Origin of the sequence: Rhizobium album (assembly GCF_003122325.1) — a bacterium.
GTDB lineage: Bacteria > Pseudomonadota > Alphaproteobacteria > Rhizobiales > Rhizobiaceae > Metarhizobium > Metarhizobium album.
On record NZ_QFBC01000018.1, the window covers coordinates 90,015 to 106,525 of the forward strand.

A 16,511-nucleotide genomic window follows, 5' to 3' on the forward strand; every position below is an offset into this window, starting at 1 on the left:
ACATCACATCGTCAGCGATCGCCCTAAACAAGGACTTTTTGATCGACCCGATCCTCCTGACCGAAAAATTTCAGATATCGCTCGACTTCCTTCGGATCGCCGGTCGCCTTTTGCGGATTGTCGGACAGCTTGACGGCCGGCCTGCCATTGGCATCGACCACCTTGCAGACGATCGAGATCGGCTTCAGGCCCTCGATGGTCTTCGGGGCGCAGCCGGCGAAATCGTTGGTGAGGTTCGTTCCCCAGCCGAAGCTCATGCGCACCCGGCCCTCGAAATGCCGGTAGGTATCGACGATGGCGTCGACATCCAGCCCGTCGGAGAAGATCAGCAGTTTCTGGCGCGGATCGCGACCCATCTTTTCCCACCAGGCGATGATCTTCTCGCCGCCTTCGATCGGCGGGGCGCTGTCGGGGCGGAAGCCGGTCCAGTCGGCCACCCATTCCGGCGCATCGCGCAGGAAAGCGGCCGTGCCGAAAGCATCGGGCAGTACGATCAGCAGGTTGCCGCCGTAAAGCTTGTTCCAGTCGCGCAGGATCTTGTAGGGGGCGGCCGCCAGTGCCTCGTCGGTTTCGGCGAGAGCCGCGGCGACCATCGGCAGTTCGTGGGCATTGGTGCCGACGGCTTCGAGATCGGAATCCATGGCCAGAAGCACGTTGCTGGTACCGGTGAACCGCGAACCGATGCCTTCCTTCAAGGCATCGACGCACCAGCGCTGCCACAGGAAGCTGTGACGGCGGCGGGTGCCGAAATCGGAGATGCGCAGCCCAGGCAACAGCCGCAACCGCTCGACCTTCGACCACATCTTCGCCTTGGCGCGGGCATAAAGCACGTCGAGGGTGAAGAGCCCGAGCGCCTTCATTGCGGCGCGCGAGCGCAACTCGTTGATGATGGCGAGCGCCGGGATCTCCCACATGGTGGTTTCGACCCAGTTGCCGTGGAAATTGAGGATATATTGCCCGTCGCTCTTGGAGAGTTCGTATTCGGGCAGCTGGAAATTGGAGAGCCAGGAGATGAACTCCGGCTCGAAGATCTGCGCCTTGCCATAAAACGTGTTGCCTGATAGCCAGATCATCTCCTTCTTGGAGAGCCGCAGCGTCCGCGCATGGTCCAGCTGCTCGCGCAGTTCCTGCTCATCGATCTCGTCGGCAAGGCGCACGGTCTTGGTGCGGTTGATCAATGAGAAAGTAGCGCGGACGTCGGGATAGAGCTTCCAGATCATCTGCAGCATCAGAAGCTTGTAAAAATCGGTATCGATCAGGCTGCGGATGATCGGATCGAGCTTCCAGGTGTGATTGTAGACGCGTGTAGCAATGTCTGTCTTCGTCATGGAAATCCGCCTTCACCGCATGCGGCCAACCGTTTTGCTGCCCGTGAGTCGCGAAGACGACGCGCAAGCGAATGAATGACCGATGTTATCAAAAAAACCGGCCACGAAGTCCAGAGCGGTTGCACAGTTTTCGGGCGCCCCGGCGAAAATGTCGCCTTGAAGCTGCTGAAATTGAACCTGCCGACAGGCGGCGTGGACCGTTTGCCTAGTAACCGACGGTCCGATCGACGAGATTGCCCAGGGAGCCGTCCTGCTCGAACTGCCGGATCTGGCTTTCGACGTAGCGGAACAATGCCCGTTCGTCCGATGCCGCTGCGGCATGCGGGGTCAGAACGACGTTGTCCATGGCCCAGATCGGGCTTTCCGGGCTCAAGGGCTCCTGTTCGAAGACGTCGAGCGATGCGGCACCAAGCACCCCGGCGTTCAATGCGGCGATCAGGTCGGTTTCCACCTGGCTGCGGCCGCGCCCGGCATTGATGAAGACGGGTTTGCCGAGCGCGCCGCCCTGCCGCAGACCGGCAAACAGCCGCGCGTTGAAGATGCCCGTGGTATCGGGCGTCAGCGGCAGCAGACCGACGAGGAAATCCGTCCTGCCGAGGAAGGTTTCGAGGCCGGCGGTATCGTAGGTTTCCACGCCGTCGATGATCTTTTTCGTGCGGGACCAGCCGATAACGTTGAACCCCATGACCCGCAGCTTTTCCACCGCATCGCGGCCGAGGATGCCGAGGCCCATGACGCCGACGGTGATGTCTTCGGCGGCCGGCTGGGAGAGTTCGTGCCAGAGCCGGTCACGCTGCTGCCGGGCGTAGGCCGATACCTGCCGGAGATGCGTCAGGCACTGCAGCACGATCCATTCGCTCATGCGCGTCGTCAACGACGGATCGACGAAACGCACGACCGGGACCTCCGGCAGGGCAGCCATCGACAGGATCTTGTCGACCCCGGCGCCGCCGGAGAAGATCACCTTGAGATCGCGTGCCCGGCTGAAAAGGTCCGGATCGGGGTTCCAGACGATGGCATAATCGATGCCTGCGAGATCGCGGCCGGCGGTGGCGGGATCGGCGACGTTGATCACCTCCCGGTCGGCAAAGGCGGTGCTCAGCGCCTTTGCGACGACGGCGGGATCGAACTTGAGATCGACGATGACGGGGCTCTTGCGGGACATGGTGGGGCTTTCGATGCTTATTGCTTGATGCCGCCGATGGAAACGGCTTCGAGGTTGAAGGCGGCGGCCATGAGGGCGCGGGTATAATCTTCCTTCGGCGCCGAGAAGATCTCGCTGGAGGCGCCCTGCTCCACCACCTTGCCGAACCGCATGACGATGACGTCGTTGGCGAGCGCCTTCACCACCCGGAGGTCGTGGCTGATGAACAGGTAGGCGAGGTCGTGGCGCTGCTGCAGGTCGCGCAGGAGATCGACGACCTGCGCCTGCACACTCATGTCGAGCGCCGAGGTCGGCTCGTCGAGCATGACGAAGCGCGGCTTGAGCACCATGGCCCGGGCAATGGCGATGCGCTGCCGCTGGCCGCCGGAAAATTCGTGCGGATACCGCCAGCGGGTCGCGGTGTCGAGGTTGACCTCTTCCAGCGCCCAGCAGACGCGCCGGTCGCGTTCCTCCGACGACAGCGAGCGCTCATGCACCTTCAGGCCCTCGGCGATGATATCGGCCACCGACATGCGCGGCGACAGCGAGCCGAAGGGGTCCTGGAAGACGATCTGCATCTGGTTGCGCAGCGGCCGCATCTCCTTGAACGAGAAACGGTCGATGCCCTGGCCGACAAAAGCGATGCGGCCCTGCGAGGCGATCAGGCGGGTCAGCGCCAGCCCGAGCGTCGTTTTGCCGGAACCGGACTCGCCGACGACGCCGAGCGTCTGGCCGGCGCGCAGCGTCAGGTCGATGCCGTCCACCGCCTTGACGTGGTCGACCACCTTGCGCAGGAAGCCGGCCTTGATCGGAAACCACACCTTGATGTCGTCGCCTTCGATGACCACCGGCTTCGACGGGTCGGACGGTGGCGGTTCGCCGCGCGGCTCGGAGCCGAGCAGATGGCGGGTATAGGCGTGCTGCGGATTGGTGAAGATCTCCTCCACCGGTCCGCTTTCGACGATCCGCCCCTGGGTCATGACGCAGACCCGGTCGGCGAACTTGCGCACGATGCCGAGGTCGTGGGTGATGAACAGCATCGACATGCCGTGATCGTTCTTCAGATCGCGCAGCAGTTCGAGCACCTGCGCCTGGACGGTGACGTCGAGCGCCGTCGTCGGCTCGTCGGCGATCAAGAGTTCCGGCCGGTTGGCGAGCGCCATGGCGATCATCACGCGTTGCCGCTGGCCGCCGGACAATTCGTGGGGATAGGCGCTCAAGCGCTTTTCCGGCTCGCGGATGCCCACCTGTTTCAGCAGTTCCAGCGTCCGGGCGCGCCGCGCCGACCAGCTGAGATCGGCATGCAGCTCGAGAATCTCGCTGATCTGCTTTTCGATCGTGTGCAGCGGATTGAGCGAGGTCATCGGCTCCTGGAAGATCATCGTGATGTCGTTGCCACGCACCGCGCGCAGCTTGGCATCCGATGCGGACAGCAGGTCCTGGCCCTTGAACAGGATCTGGCCGGACGGGTGACTCGCAGCCGGATACGGCAACAGCCGCAGGATCGAATTCGCCGACACCGATTTTCCCGAGCCGGATTCGCCGACCAGCGCCACCACTTCGCCACGCCCGATATCGAAGGAGACCCGGTCGACGGCCGTGCTGATCTTGCCGCCCTGGTGAAAGGCAACCGAAAGATCGCGGACGGAGAGAAGGGGTTCGGTCATGCGGTTCTCATCGGAATGTCTTTCGCGGATCGAAGGCGTCGCGCACCGCTTCGCCGACGAAGATCAGCAGCGACAGCATGATCGACATGGTGAAGAAGGCGGTGAGGCCGAGCCAGGGCGCCTGCAGGTTCTGCTTGCCCTGGGCGATCATCTCGCCGAGCGATGCCGAGCCCGGCGGCATGCCGAAGCCGAGGAAGTCGAGCGAGGTCAGCGTCGTGATCGAGCCGGAGAGGATGAAGGGCAGGAAGGTGAGCGTCGCCACCATGGCGTTCGGCAAGAGGTGGCGGAACATGATCGTCCAGTTGCCGACGCCGAGTGCCCGGGCGGCACGCACATATTCGAAATTGCGCGCCCGCAGGAATTCGGCGCGCACGATGCCGACGAAGCTGACCCAGGAAAACAAAAGCATGACGCCGAGCAGGATGAAGAAACCCGGCGGCAGCACGGCGGCGATGATCAGCAGGATGTAGAGCACCGGCAGCGACGACCAGATCTCGATGAAACGCTGCATCAGCAGGTCGGTCCAGCCGCCGAAATATCCCTGTATCGCGCCTGCCGTGACACCGACGATGGCCGAGGCGATGGTGAGCGCCAGGCCGAACAGCACGGAGACGCGGAAGCCGTAGATCATCCGGGCAGTGACGTCGCGAGCCTGATCGTCGGTGCCGAGCCAGTTGAGGTTGCCGAGCGTGCAATTGGGGTCGTCAGCGCCGAGCGGATAACCGGAGCAGCGCTCCTCCTTGCTCATCAGCCAGAAGGGTGCGGTCGGCGCCGAGTGCGGGATGTTGGAATTGGCCGTCTGGTAGGAGTAGCGGATCGGCGGCCAGATCAGCCAGCCATTCGCCTTGATCTCGTCCTCGATGAACGGCGAGCGATAATCGGTTTCGGCCAGGAAGCCGCCGAACTTTTCTTCCGGATAGGTGACGAGCACCGGCAAGAGGATTTCGCCCTTGTAGGAGGCGATCAGCGGCTTGTCGTTGGCGATCAGTTCGGCGCAAAGGCTGAGGATGAAAAGCACCATGAACAGCCAGAAGGACCAGTAGCCGCGTTTGTTGGCCTTGAAATTCTCCCAGCGCCGCAGATTGGTGGGCGATAGCAGCCCCTTTCTCGGCGGAGCCTCGACCTGGCGTTCTGCGGTGGCAACTGTTGAGCCTGCCATCACACGTCCCTCCGCTCGAAGTCGATGCGCGGGTCGATCAGCGTGTAGATGAGGTCGGACACCAGGCCGACCAGCAGGCCCATCAGCGAAAAGATGTAGAGCGTGGCGAAAACGATCGGATAGTCGCGGTTGACCACGGCGAGATAGCCGAGACGGCCCAGGCCATCGAGCGAAAAGATGTTTTCGATCAGCAGCGATCCGGTGAAAAAGGCCGAGATGAAAGCGCCGGGGAAACCGGCGATGACGATCAGCATGGCGTTGCGGAAGACATGGCCGTACAGCACCTGCCGCTCGTTCAGGCCCTTGGCGCGGGCGGTGGTGACATATTGCTTCTTGATCTCGTCGATGAAGGAGTTCTTGGTGAGCAATGTCGTCGTCGCGAAGGCGGCGAGCGACAGCGAGATCAGCGGCAGCACCAGGTGCCAGATGTAATCGAGGATCTTCTGCCACCAGGAAAGATCGGCGAAATTGTCGGATTTCAGGCCGCGCAGCGGAAACCAGTCGAAGAACGAGCCGCCGGCAAACAGCACGATCAGCAGGATGCCGAACAGGAAGCTCGGCACGGCATAACCGATGATGATCACCCCCGAGGTCCAGATGTCGAAGGTGGAGCCGTCCTTGACCGCCTTCTTGATGCCGAGCGGGATAGAGATCATGTAGGAAAAGATCAGGATCCAGACGCCGAGCGAGATCGAGACCGGCATCTTCTCGATGATCAGGTCGATGACCGAGGTATTGCGGAAGAAGCTTTCGCCGAAATCGAAGCGGATGTAATTCCACATCATCTCGAGGAAGCGCGTCAGCGGCGGCTTGTCGAAGCCGAACTGTTTTTCCAGCTTGGCGACGAGATCGGGATCGAGCCCCTGGGCGCCGCGATAGCTGCTGCCGCTTTCGTTGGAAATGCCCTGCTGGCTGACGAGGTCGCCACCGCCCGAGAGGCGGTCCGCGGCGCTGTCGCCCTGCCCCGTCAGGTCGGCGATGACGCGTTCGACCGGTCCGCCCGGGGCAAACTGGATGACGGCAAAGGAGATGGCCATGATGCCGACGATCGTCGGGATCATCAGCAGCAGGCGGCGCAGGATATAGGCACCCATCAGGACGGGGCTCCGGGAAGTTTCAAGTCGTGGTTCCTCACTTGCGCCGGTCTGGCTTCAACCGATGAAGAGTGCTCGCGGCGGCGGGCGATTCGTTTCATGCCATTTGGTAGCCACTCGCCGGCCGAACGCAAGAACTTCACGGTTTCGCTTTACTTCGCCGCCTCGACAGACCACCAGGCCGCGGGGAAACCCAGCCCGTATTCGGGAAATTGCCCGTGGGTAATCCGGTTCCAATAGGCGATCCGCACGTTGTTCGAATAAAACAGCGGCACGACGAAATGGTGGGCCAGCAGCACGCGGTCCATCGCCTTGATCGCCGCCACCTGCTCGTCGCGGTTCGGCGCGAAGATGATCATCTTGATCAGCGCGTCGACGGCGGGATCGGCGATGCCGGCGTAGTTGCGCGACCCCGGCCGGCTGGCGGCATCCGACCCCCAATAATCGGCCTGTTCGTTGCCCGGATTGAGCGTTTCCGCCCAGACGACATAGATCATGTCGTAATCGAAGGAGCGGACGCGGTTGGTATATTGCGATGCATCGACGGTGCGCAGCCGCGCATCGATGCCGATCCTCTTGAGGCTGTTGGCAAACGGCAGGACGGTGCGCTCGAAGGAGGGGCTGGACAGCAGGATCTCGATCGCCATCGGTTTTCCGGACGCGGCATTGACCATCTGGTTGCCCTTCAGCACCCAGCCCGCCTCCTTCAGCAGGCCGACCGCCTTGCGCAAGTTTTCGCGCGTCTTCTGCGGATCGCCGCCGACCGGGTTGGTGTAGGGCGTGGTGAAGACCTCCGCCGGCACCTTGTCCTTCATACCCTCCAGGATTTCCAGCTCGCGGCCTTGCGGCAGGCCCGAGGAAGCAAGCTCCGTGCCCCAGAAATAGCTGTCGATGCGCTTGAAGGCGTTGTAGGCGAGCGTGCGGTTCAGGTCCTCGAAGTCGAAGGCGTAGTTCAAGGCCTGGCGGACACGCGGATCCTTGAACTGCTCGCGCCGGAGATTTGGCACCAGCGCCTGCATGATGCCGGTGGCGCGCAACGGATTTTCGACTTCCTCGCGCGTGACGCGGCCGTCCTTCACCGCCGGGAAATCGTAGCCCGTCGCCCAGCGGCTGGCGCTGGATTCGCGGCGGAAATCGACGTTGCCGGCCCGGAACGCCTCCAGTTCGACGTCGAAATCGGCGTAGAAGGTATAATCGATGGTGCGGAAATTGTGCTGGCCGACATTGACGTTCAAATCTTTCGCCCAGTAGTCGTCACGCAATTCGTAGCGGATGCTCGACCCCGGGGAAAAGGAAGCAAGGCGATAGGGTCCGGACCCCATCACCGGCTCCAGCGTCGTGCGGCTGATGTCGCGCTGGTTGCCCTTGTCGTCCTTGCCTTCCCACCAATGCTTGGGAACGACGGGAAACTGACCGAGGATGCTGGGCAGTTCCTTGTTGTTCTTTTCGTCGAAGCGGAAGGTGACCTCGCGTTCGCCGGTCTTTTCCGCCGAAACGACATGGTTGTAATACAGGAACATGCGCGGATCGTGCTTCTTGGCCATGTCGAAGCTGAAGATCACGTCTTCCGGCGTCACCGGCTGGCCATCGGCCCATTTCGCTTCCGGCCGCAGGCGAAAACTCGCAAAGGAAATATCGTCGGGATAAGCGACGGCCTCCGCCAGCAGGCCGTAGGAGGTAATGACCTCATCTTCCGTGGATGTCATCAGCGTGTCGAAAATCAGGGACAGGCTGGCGGGCTGTTCGCCCTTGGCAAGCACCGGGTTGAAGCTGTCGAAAGTGCCATTTTCGGAGAGCTTGAGCGTGCCGCCCTTCGGCGCCGCAGTGTTGACGTAACCGAAATGGGCGAAGTCCTGCGGCAGTTTCGGCTCGCCTATGCTGGAAAGGGCGTGGCGCCAGACGAGGTCTTGTGCCGTGGCGGCGAAGGGTTGAAGCAGGAAACCGCATGCGAGAGAAACGAACAGGCCGGTTTTCCATTGCGACAACGCCATAGGGCAATCCTTCTTCGATTTGATTTGCCGCAGGATAGCGGGAAAAGCGGCGAAATACAGGTTCTTTCACATGAACATTGGGGGTGATCGCAACAACATGCCGGTAAAAACATGGATTCACCCAAATTGCGTTTCACGCTAGGGTAACGTCAGGCAAATCACTCATCGATCGCGTTCGGAATTCCTCATGGTATCAGGCTTCGTTCCCTTCCTGCAAAAGACGGCATCCGCCGGCCTTGTGCTTCTCCTTATCCTCGGAACGCTGACGGAAAGCGTTTTTGCCGATGAGGCAAAGCCGGCGAAAGAGCTGTTCGGCGGGATGACACTGCCGACGAGAGGCAAGGCATCGCCTTATGGCTTTTACGCCAAGGGTTGCATGGCCGGCGGCGTTGCCATTCCGACCGACGGGCCGACCTGGCAGGCGATGCGCCTGTCGCGCAACAGGCGGTGGGGCAATCCTGCCATGATCGCGCTCATCGAGCGGCTGTCGCGGGATGCCGCGAAATATGACGGCTGGCCGGGCCTGCTCATCGGCGACATCTCGCAGCCGCGCGGCGGCCCGATGAAAAGCGGCCACGCCTCGCACCAGATCGGCCTCGATGCCGATATCTGGCTCAACCCGATGCCGTCGCGGACGCTGACGGCGCGCGAACGCGAGGATGTTTCGGCCAAATCGATGCTCAAGAAAAACACGTTCCTGACCGTCGATCCGACTATCTGGACCCCGGCGCATGCCCGGCTGATCATGCGTGCGGCAAGTTATCCCGAAGTGCAGCGCATCTTCGTCAATCCCGCCATCAAGAAGAAGCTTTGCGATACATGGACCGGTGACCGTACCAACCTTGGCAAGGTGCGGCCGATCTACGGCCACGACTATCACTTCCATATCCGCATGTATTGCCCGCCCGGTTCGGCGGACTGCAAGCCCCAGGCGGCGGTGACGAAAGGAGATGGCTGCGACAAGTCCCTCGCCTGGTGGTTTACCGACGAGCCATGGGCCAAGCCGGGCAAGAAGCCCGATGAGAAGCCGGTAAAACCCCGTTACACCATGCTCTCCGACCTGCCGAAGGCGTGCGCCTTGGTGCTGAATGGTCCGGCGACGCCGTCGGAAGCCGCCGCGACTTTCGGCACGGGCGTGGCTGCGAGTGCCTTCACGGCGGAAACCGATGCCGTGGCCCTGCCGGCGCAGACAGGCGACGATCTCCCGGCCGACGTCCCGATTCCGCTCGCCCGGCCCGTCGGGCAATGAGTTGCCGGTCGCTGTCTTCTCAAACCCCTTGAACATGCTATAGAGGGCACCAAATCGATTTAAAACCGATCGACGGGGGACAGTATGGCGGGCGGCAAGTGCATCGCGCTCATTGCACACGACCAGAAGAAGGATGACATGGCGGAGTTTGCCCGCCGTCATCAGCAGGTTCTTTCCAATTTCCGTATCGTTGCCACCGGCACCACCGGCGGACGGGTGCTGGAGGCCTGCCCGACGCTGGATGTGTTGCCCTTGAAGAGCGGTCCGCTGGGCGGCGACCAGCAGATCGGCGCACTGATCGCCACCGGCGAAGTCGACATGCTGATCTTTTTCGTCGACCCCCTGACCGCGATGCCGCATGATGTCGATGTCAAGGCATTGATGCGGCTGGCGACCGTGTACGATATTCCCATGGCGCTCAACCGGGCGACCGCCGAACGGCTGATCGATTTCAATCTTTCCGGAACAGGGGCCGGCCATGTCCAGACCAATTGATACCGACCCGCATCTGCCCTTTCCGATCCTGATCGGCGATATCGGCGGCACCAATGCGCGGTTTTCCATCCTGCTCGACGCTTATGCCGAGCCGCGTCCGTTCCCGATCGTGCAGACCGCCAATTACCCGACGATCGACCAGGCCATCCAGAAGGCGGTGCTCGACAAGACGTCCGTCCGGCCGCGGGCGACGATTCTCGCCATCGCCGGCCCGATCAACGGCGATGAGATCCCGCTGACCAATTGCGACTGGGTCGTCCGGCCGAAGGCGCTGATCAATGATCTCGGTTTCGAGGACGTGCTGGTCATCAATGATTTCGAGGCGCAGGCGCTTGCCGTCGCCTCGCTTGCCGAGGAATACCGCGAACCGATCGGCGCGGCGTCGGACAATTTCACCGCTTCGCGTGTCGTGCTCGGGCCGGGTACCGGGCTCGGCGTTGCCGGCCTCGTGCATGCGCAGCACACCTGGTTCCCGGTTCCGGGCGAAGGCGGCCATGTCGATGTCGGCCCGCGCACCGAGCGTGACTGGCGGATCTGGCCGTTCCTGACGCCGGTGGAGGATCCGACCGCGACCGTCGGCCGCATTTCCGCCGAGGAGCTTCTCTCCGGCCGCGGCCTGCTCAACATCTATCACGCCGTCTGCGGCGCCGACGGCAAGGAGCCGACGCTTCCGACACCGGCCGATGTTTCGACCGCAGCGCTTGCCGGCACGGACGCTGCCGCCGAGGAAGCGATTTCGCTGTTTACCACTTATCTTGCCCGCGTCGCCGGCGATATGGCGCTGATTTTCATGGCGAAGGGCGGCGTCTATCTGGCCGGCGGCATCTCGCAGAAGATCATCCCGGCTTTGAAGAAGCCGGAATTCCGGGCGGCGTTCGAGGACAAGGCGCCGCATTCGGCGCTGATGCGCACGATCCCCACCTACGTGGTCACGCATCCGCTGGCTGCCCTTTCCGGCCTTGCCGCCTATGCCCAGACGCCGACACGCTTCGGTGTGGAAACCGATGGGCGGCGTTGGCGGGGCTAAGCCGCAAGTCTTTCATGGCCCTGCCTATGGTCAAATGCCGCCGGACTGATTATAGAGCCGCCAGACGCCTGGAAAATTGGCGGGAAGACGCGTTCATTGCGACAGGAAAGCGTGGTTTTTGGTAGATAACGCCCGACAGCAGCACCCGATCGACTCGGAAACCGTGACCGGCGTCCTGAAGCGGATCATCGCCGAGAACGGCCGCGACCATATCGGCGGCTACATCTTTGCAATCGCCTGTCTCGCGACGGTGGCGCTGACGACGGCGTTCACCGCCTGGATCATGGAATCCGTGGTCAACGAGGCCTTTGCCAAGCAGCGCGCCGATGTCGTCTGGCTGATCTGCGGCTCGATCTTCATCGCCTTCGTGCTGCGCGGCTTCGCCACCTACGGGCAGGCGGTGACGCTGTCCAAGATCGGCAACAACATCGTCGCCCAATATCAGCGGCGGCTTTATTCGCACCTGATGAAGCTGTCTGTCGGCTTCTTCGCCGAGTCGCGCTCGGCACATCTGGCCGCCCAGATCAGCCAGAACGTCAACGGCATCCGCGACGTCCTGAACCTGACGGTGACCTCCACCGCCCGCGACCTGTTGACGCTGGTCGCGCTGATCATCGTGATGATCACCAAGGATCCGGTGCTGACGCTGATCGTCTTCGTCGTCGCGCCGCCGCTGCTTTATGCATTGCGCTACGTCTCGAAGCGCCTGCGCACGGCAACGCGCGAATCGGTCGAGCTGAACAGCCATGTGCTCGGCGCCATGCAGGAAACCATCCAGGGGATCGCCATCGTCAAGGCCTTCACCATGGAGAAGGAACTGGCCCGCAAGGTGGAAGGCATCATCGACGATGCCGAAAGCCGCGCCAACCATATAGCCCGGCTGACCGAACGCACCGCGCCGCTGACCGAAACCTTCGCCGGGTTTGCGATCTCCAGCGTGCTTGCCTATGCCGCTTTCCGTTCGATCTATGGCGGCGTGTTGCCGGGCGCGTTCTTCTCGTTCGTTGCCGCCCTGCTGATGGCCTATGATCCGGCGCGGCGGCTTGCCAAGCTGCAGGTGCAGCTGGAACGCGCCGTGGTCAATGCGCGCATGATCTATGCGCTGCTCGACATGAACACGCGCAAGAACGACCGCGTGGACGCCAGGGACCTGGTGGTCACCGATGCCCGGGTGGAATTCCGCGACGTCACCTTCTCCTATTCCAACAGCGAGCCGATCCTCAAGGGCGTCAGCTTCTTTGCCGAAGGCGGCGAGACGACGGCGCTGGTCGGTCCCTCCGGTGCCGGCAAGTCGACGGTGATCAGCCTCATTCCGCGGTTCTACGATCCGAAGGAAGGGGCGATCTTCATCGACGGCCAGGACATTGCCGGCGTGACCAAGGAATCGCTGCGCCACCATCTCGCTTATGTGTCGCAGCAGCCTTATCTCTTCGAAGGCACGATCCGCGACAATATCCGTTACGGCCGGCCGGAAGCCAGCGATGCGGATGTCGAGGCTGCCGCCAAGCTCGCCTATGCCCATGATTTCATTCTCGCCCAGCCGCAGGGTTACGAGACGCCCGTCGGCGAAAACGGCGTGACGCTGTCCGGCGGCCAGCGCCAGCGCCTGTCGATCGCCCGCGCCTTGGTGCGCAATGCGCCGATCCTGCTGCTCGACGAGGCGACCTCGGCGCTGGATACGGAATCGGAAGCAGCCGTGCAGAAGGCGCTCGACGAGGCTATGAGCGGGCGTACGGTGGTGGTCATCGCCCACCGCCTCTCCACCATCGTCAAGGCCGACAACATCATCGTGATGCAGGATGGCCGGGTGGTCGAGGAAGGCACTCACGAGACGCTTGCGAAGCGCGGTGACGGGCTCTACGCTCGTCTCAACAATCTCCAGACGCCGTTTGCCGGCGGACAATCCTAATAGAATCAGGGCCACGAGACATGAGCGAAGCGCCGATGAAGCTGGTTGTGGTGGGAGCGGCCGGCCGCATGGGCCAGACGCTCATCCGGCTCATCGATGCGATGGACGGCGTCGTGCTGCATGCGGCGATCGAGCGGGCCGGCTCGCCTTTCCTCGGCAAGGACGCCGGCGAGCTTGCCGGCCTCGGCCATAAGGATGTGGCGGTGACGGATGATCCGCTGGCGGCTTTCCTGCATGCCGATGGCGTCGTCGATTTCACCTCTCCCGCCTCGACGGTGACGTTTGCCGGCCTCGCGGCGCAGGCGCGCATCGTGCATGTCATCGGCACCACCGGATGTTCGGTGGAGGATGGGGAAAAGATCAAGGCCGCCGCCCGCCACGCCCGCATCGTCAAGTCCGGCAACATGAGCCTCGGCGTCAATCTTCTCGGCGTGCTGGCAAAGCAGGCCGCTGCCGCCCTGCCGGCCAGCGACTGGGACATCGAAGTGTTGGAGATGCACCACAAGCACAAGGTGGACGCACCATCCGGCACGGCGCTGCTGCTCGGCGAGGCGGCCGCGGAAGGCCGCGGCATCGACCTGGCCAGCCATTCCGTGCGCAGCCGAGACGGCCATACCGGGGCGCGGCCGGCGGGCACGATCGGCTTTGCGACGCTGCGCGGCGGCTCGGTGATTGGCGAACATTCGGTCATTCTTGCCGGCGAGGGCGAGTTGGTGACGCTGTCGCACAGCGCCGGCGATCGGACGATCTTCGCCCGGGGCGCGCTCCGCGCCGCACTCTGGGCGCGCGACAAGAAGCCCGGCCATTATTCCATGCTCGATGTTCTCGGGCTTTCCCGCTGATCCCCCAGGAGGAATGTTTTCATGAGCGGTACACTTGTCCTCGTTCGCCACGGCCAGAGCGACTGGAACCTGAAGAACCTGTTCACCGGCTGGAAGAACCCGGATCTCACTGCACTCGGCATCGAGGAAGCGACGACGGGCGGTCAGGCCCTTGCCGATTACGGCATTAAATTCGATATCGCCTTCACCTCGGCGCTGAAGCGGGCGCAGGACACCTGCAAGATCATCCTGGACAAGGTCGGCCAGCCGGATCTCGAAACGATCCGCGACGAGGCGCTCAACGAGCGTGACTACGGCGACCTTTCCGGCCTCAACAAGGACGATGCCCGCGCCAAGTGGGGCGAGGAGCAGGTGCATATCTGGCGCCGGTCCTACGACATCCCGCCGCCGGGCGGCGAAAGCCTGCGCGATACCGGCGCCCGCGTCTGGCCCTATTATCTCACCGACATCCTGCCGCGCGTGCTCTCCGGCCAGAAGGTCCTGGTCGCCGCCCACGGCAATTCGCTGCGCTCGCTGGTCATGGTGCTCGACCGCCTGACCAAGGAAGAGATCCTCAAGCTCAACCTCGCGACCGGCGTGCCGATGGTCTACAAGCTGAACGCGGATTCGACCGTCGCCTCGAAGGATGTGCTCGGCGACATGTCGGCCGCCCACTGAGGCTGTCCGTGATTTCTCAGTATTGTTCGAGGCGGCCCCTGCGGCCGCCTCTTCAGTTTTCGATGGTGAAATGCACGCGGTCTGCCGGAAACCGCGTGATGGCATATTGTACCGGCACGCCGTCCAGATCGGTGTTCAGGGCCTTGGTGACCAGCACGATGGCACCCGGCGACAATTCGAGGTCGGTTATTTCGCTCGGCTCCGCATGGGTTGCGGAAATCTCCGTGCTGGTGCGGATGTAGTCGGCCAGTCCCAGTTCCGCAAACGCCTTGGTGATCGACTCGCTGCGCCGATAGGCATCGGCTATGCCGGCGAAGCGGTCGCCCGGAAACCAGCTCGTCGAGCGGGAGACGGGCACGCCATCCACCTTGCGCAGCGCTTCCAGCTTGATCACCGGCGTACCGGTCGCCAGACAGAGATGGGTTGCGATCGTTTCCGATGCCGGCTCGGTGTCGAAGGATAAGAGCAATCCCTGCAACTCGCGGCCCTGGCCGCCGATGCCGGCCGTAAAGCGTGTCCGCTTGGAAATCGGAAAATTGAGCCGCTGGCGGCGTTCGATCAGCGTGCCGCGTCCCTGCACGGCGCGAACGATACCTTCCTGCCCCAAAGCGGCCAGTGCGCTGCGTACCGTATGCCGGTTGACGCCGAACTGTTCGGCCAGCACCAGCTCCGGTGGAATCATGCCCGAATGATCGTACTCGCCGTTGTCGATAGACGTTCGAACGCGATCGGCGATCTGTCTCCAGAGCGCCACGCCGTTTTGCCGTTGAACCTGTCGTTGTCCTGCCATGTCACACGCTTGTCACGTCAAAAGGCTAAAAAAAGCCAAATATGTATGGTTGTCTATATTAATAGACATTTGGGATCGTGACAATGGATGCAGCGAAAGAAATTGAAAATGGCAGGGCGGGGCGCAAGCGCGTAGCCGGGCTTCTCGCCGCCGCCCTTATCGAGGAACTGGAAGTTGCCTACGGGCAGCTCGCATCACCGCCGGAGGTGCAGTCCGTTCGCGGTCCGGAAACCGGGTTGGTGATGGTGCGCGGCAGGATCGGCGGCGGCGGCGCACCGTTCAACCTCGGTGAAGTCACGGTCAGCCGAGCGACGGTGCGGCTGGCATCCGGCGTGATCGGCCATGCCCACGCGCTCGGCACGGATCGCAGGAAGGCCAGGCTGGCAGCGATTTTCGACGCGCTCTGGCAGGAGGATGGCCAGAAGGAATTTGTCGAGCGCGCTTTGCTCTGGCCGATTGCCGTCCGGCTGGCCGATGAAGAGCGCCTCAAGGCTGAAGAGACCGCAGCGACCCGCGTGGATTTCTTCACGATGGTGCGGGGAGAGGATTGATGAACCTTGAAGCAGAAGCTCTGACCGGCGGCTTCGCCCAGCCGGTCTTCAACGCTCAGGATATTTTCCGGATGGTCATGGATGGCATGGCCCGCCCCGGCACCCTGAAACAGGTGGCCGTCGATATCGATCCCCCTGCCCCGCTTGGCCGCGCGGCCGGTGCGCTTGCGCTGACGCTTTGCGATCAGGATACGCCTGTCTGGCTGAGCGCCGGCATCGCCAGATCGGCGGTGCCCGGATGGCTTGCCTTCCACACCGGTGCGCCGCAGACGCGGGAAAAGGCCGAGGCACGGTTTGCCTTCGGAGAGGTCGGGCTGGCTTTGTCGTCGTTTGGCTTGTTTGCCACCGGCAGCCAGGAATATCCCGACCGCTCCGCGACGCTGGTGCTCGAAATCTCCAATCTGGAGACCGGTTCGCCCCTGACGCTTACCGGTCCCGGCATCGCCGGATCGACGGTCGTCCGGCCGCAGGGCCTGCCGGAAAGTTTCCTGCGTCTCTGGGCGGAAAACCGCACCCTTTTCCCGCGCGGCATCGATGTCGTGCTGGCGGCCGGCAGCGATTTCCTCTGCCTGCCACGGACCACGAAAATCACCGTCAAGGAGAATTGA

The 16,511-nt window shown here is 62.8% G+C and carries 15 protein-coding genes; 8 read left to right on the forward strand and 7 right to left on the reverse strand.

The annotated features are described in order from the left end of the window. Positions 1–23: 23 nt before the first annotated feature. From pncB to DEM27_RS27505, 6 genes are all read right to left on the reverse strand, one after another. Positions 24–1,328 (reverse strand): nicotinate phosphoribosyltransferase, encoded by a 1,305-nt coding sequence (pncB, locus tag DEM27_RS27480; protein WP_109461449.1) that lies wholly within the window; start codon positions 1,326–1,328, stop codon positions 24–26. A gap of 205 nt (positions 1,329–1,533) precedes the next feature. Then, complete coding sequence (locus tag DEM27_RS27485) at positions 1,534–2,493, reverse strand: 2-hydroxyacid dehydrogenase (RefSeq protein WP_109461450.1); 960 nt, start codon at positions 2,491–2,493, stop codon at positions 1,534–1,536. A 17-nt stretch (positions 2,494–2,510) separates the two neighbouring features. Further along, a complete protein-coding gene (locus DEM27_RS27490) occupies positions 2,511–4,139 on the reverse strand; it encodes an ABC transporter ATP-binding protein (protein WP_109461451.1) in 1,629 nt (542 codons plus the stop codon). A 7-nt stretch (positions 4,140–4,146) separates the two neighbouring features. Continuing rightward, positions 4,147–5,298 carry an ABC transporter permease gene (locus DEM27_RS27495; RefSeq protein WP_109461452.1) on the reverse strand — a complete coding sequence of 384 codons (1,152 nt, stop codon included), beginning with the start codon at positions 5,296–5,298 and terminating at the stop codon, positions 4,147–4,149. Continuing rightward, positions 5,298–6,392 carry a microcin C ABC transporter permease YejB gene (locus tag DEM27_RS27500; RefSeq protein ID WP_109461453.1) on the reverse strand — a complete coding sequence of 365 codons (1,095 nt, stop codon included), beginning with the start codon at positions 6,390–6,392 and terminating at the stop codon, positions 5,298–5,300. The genes DEM27_RS27495 and DEM27_RS27500 overlap by 1 nt, the downstream gene beginning before the upstream one ends. Positions 6,393–6,544: 152 nt before the next feature. Further along, on the reverse strand, positions 6,545–8,383 hold the full coding sequence (locus tag DEM27_RS27505) for an extracellular solute-binding protein (protein ID WP_109461454.1): 1,839 nt from the start codon (positions 8,381–8,383) through the stop codon (positions 6,545–6,547). A gap of 187 nt (positions 8,384–8,570) precedes the next feature. On the opposite strand from DEM27_RS27505, the gene mepA reads away from it, so the two are divergent. The 6 genes from mepA (at position 8,571) to DEM27_RS27535 (ending at position 14,562) form a co-directional block, all read left to right on the forward strand. Beyond that, positions 8,571–9,632, forward strand: a complete 1,062-nt coding sequence (mepA, locus tag DEM27_RS27510; protein WP_109461455.1) for a penicillin-insensitive murein endopeptidase — start codon at positions 8,571–8,573, stop codon at positions 9,630–9,632. Between the two features lie 84 nt (positions 9,633–9,716). After that, positions 9,717–10,127 carry a methylglyoxal synthase gene (locus tag DEM27_RS27515; RefSeq protein ID WP_109461456.1) on the forward strand — a complete coding sequence of 137 codons (411 nt, stop codon included), beginning with the start codon at positions 9,717–9,719 and terminating at the stop codon, positions 10,125–10,127. After that, on the forward strand, positions 10,111–11,154 hold the full coding sequence (locus DEM27_RS27520) for a glucokinase (RefSeq protein WP_109461457.1): 1,044 nt from the start codon (positions 10,111–10,113) through the stop codon (positions 11,152–11,154). The genes DEM27_RS27515 and DEM27_RS27520 overlap by 17 nt, the downstream gene beginning before the upstream one ends. A 118-nt stretch (positions 11,155–11,272) precedes the next feature. After that, positions 11,273–13,063, forward strand: a complete 1,791-nt coding sequence (locus DEM27_RS27525; protein ID WP_109461458.1) for an ABC transporter ATP-binding protein — start codon at positions 11,273–11,275, stop codon at positions 13,061–13,063. 20 nt (positions 13,064–13,083) lie between these two features. Beyond that, positions 13,084–13,905 (forward strand): 4-hydroxy-tetrahydrodipicolinate reductase, encoded by an 822-nt coding sequence (gene dapB / locus DEM27_RS27530; protein ID WP_109461459.1) that lies wholly within the window; start codon positions 13,084–13,086, stop codon positions 13,903–13,905. Between the two features lie 21 nt (positions 13,906–13,926). After that, positions 13,927–14,562: a 2,3-bisphosphoglycerate-dependent phosphoglycerate mutase gene (locus DEM27_RS27535; RefSeq protein ID WP_109461460.1), complete on the forward strand. Its 636-nt coding sequence runs from the start codon at positions 13,927–13,929 to the stop codon at positions 14,560–14,562. 52 nt (positions 14,563–14,614) lie between these two features. Here the strand turns inward: DEM27_RS27535 and phnF are convergent, their stop codons facing one another. Further along, positions 14,615–15,352, reverse strand: coding sequence for a phosphonate metabolism transcriptional regulator PhnF (gene phnF, locus DEM27_RS27540; protein ID WP_109461461.1), 738 nt, complete (start codon positions 15,350–15,352; stop codon positions 14,615–14,617). 83 nt (positions 15,353–15,435) lie between these two features. Here phnF and phnG point away from each other — a divergent pair, with 83 nt between their 5' ends. Both phnG and phnH read left to right on the forward strand, forming a co-directional pair. Further along, positions 15,436–15,903, forward strand: a complete 468-nt coding sequence (gene phnG, locus DEM27_RS27545; RefSeq protein ID WP_109461462.1) for a phosphonate C-P lyase system protein PhnG — start codon at positions 15,436–15,438, stop codon at positions 15,901–15,903. Next, positions 15,903–16,511 (forward strand): phosphonate C-P lyase system protein PhnH, encoded by a 609-nt coding sequence (gene phnH, locus DEM27_RS27550; RefSeq protein WP_109461463.1) that lies wholly within the window; start codon positions 15,903–15,905, stop codon positions 16,509–16,511. The genes phnG and phnH overlap by 1 nt, the downstream gene beginning before the upstream one ends.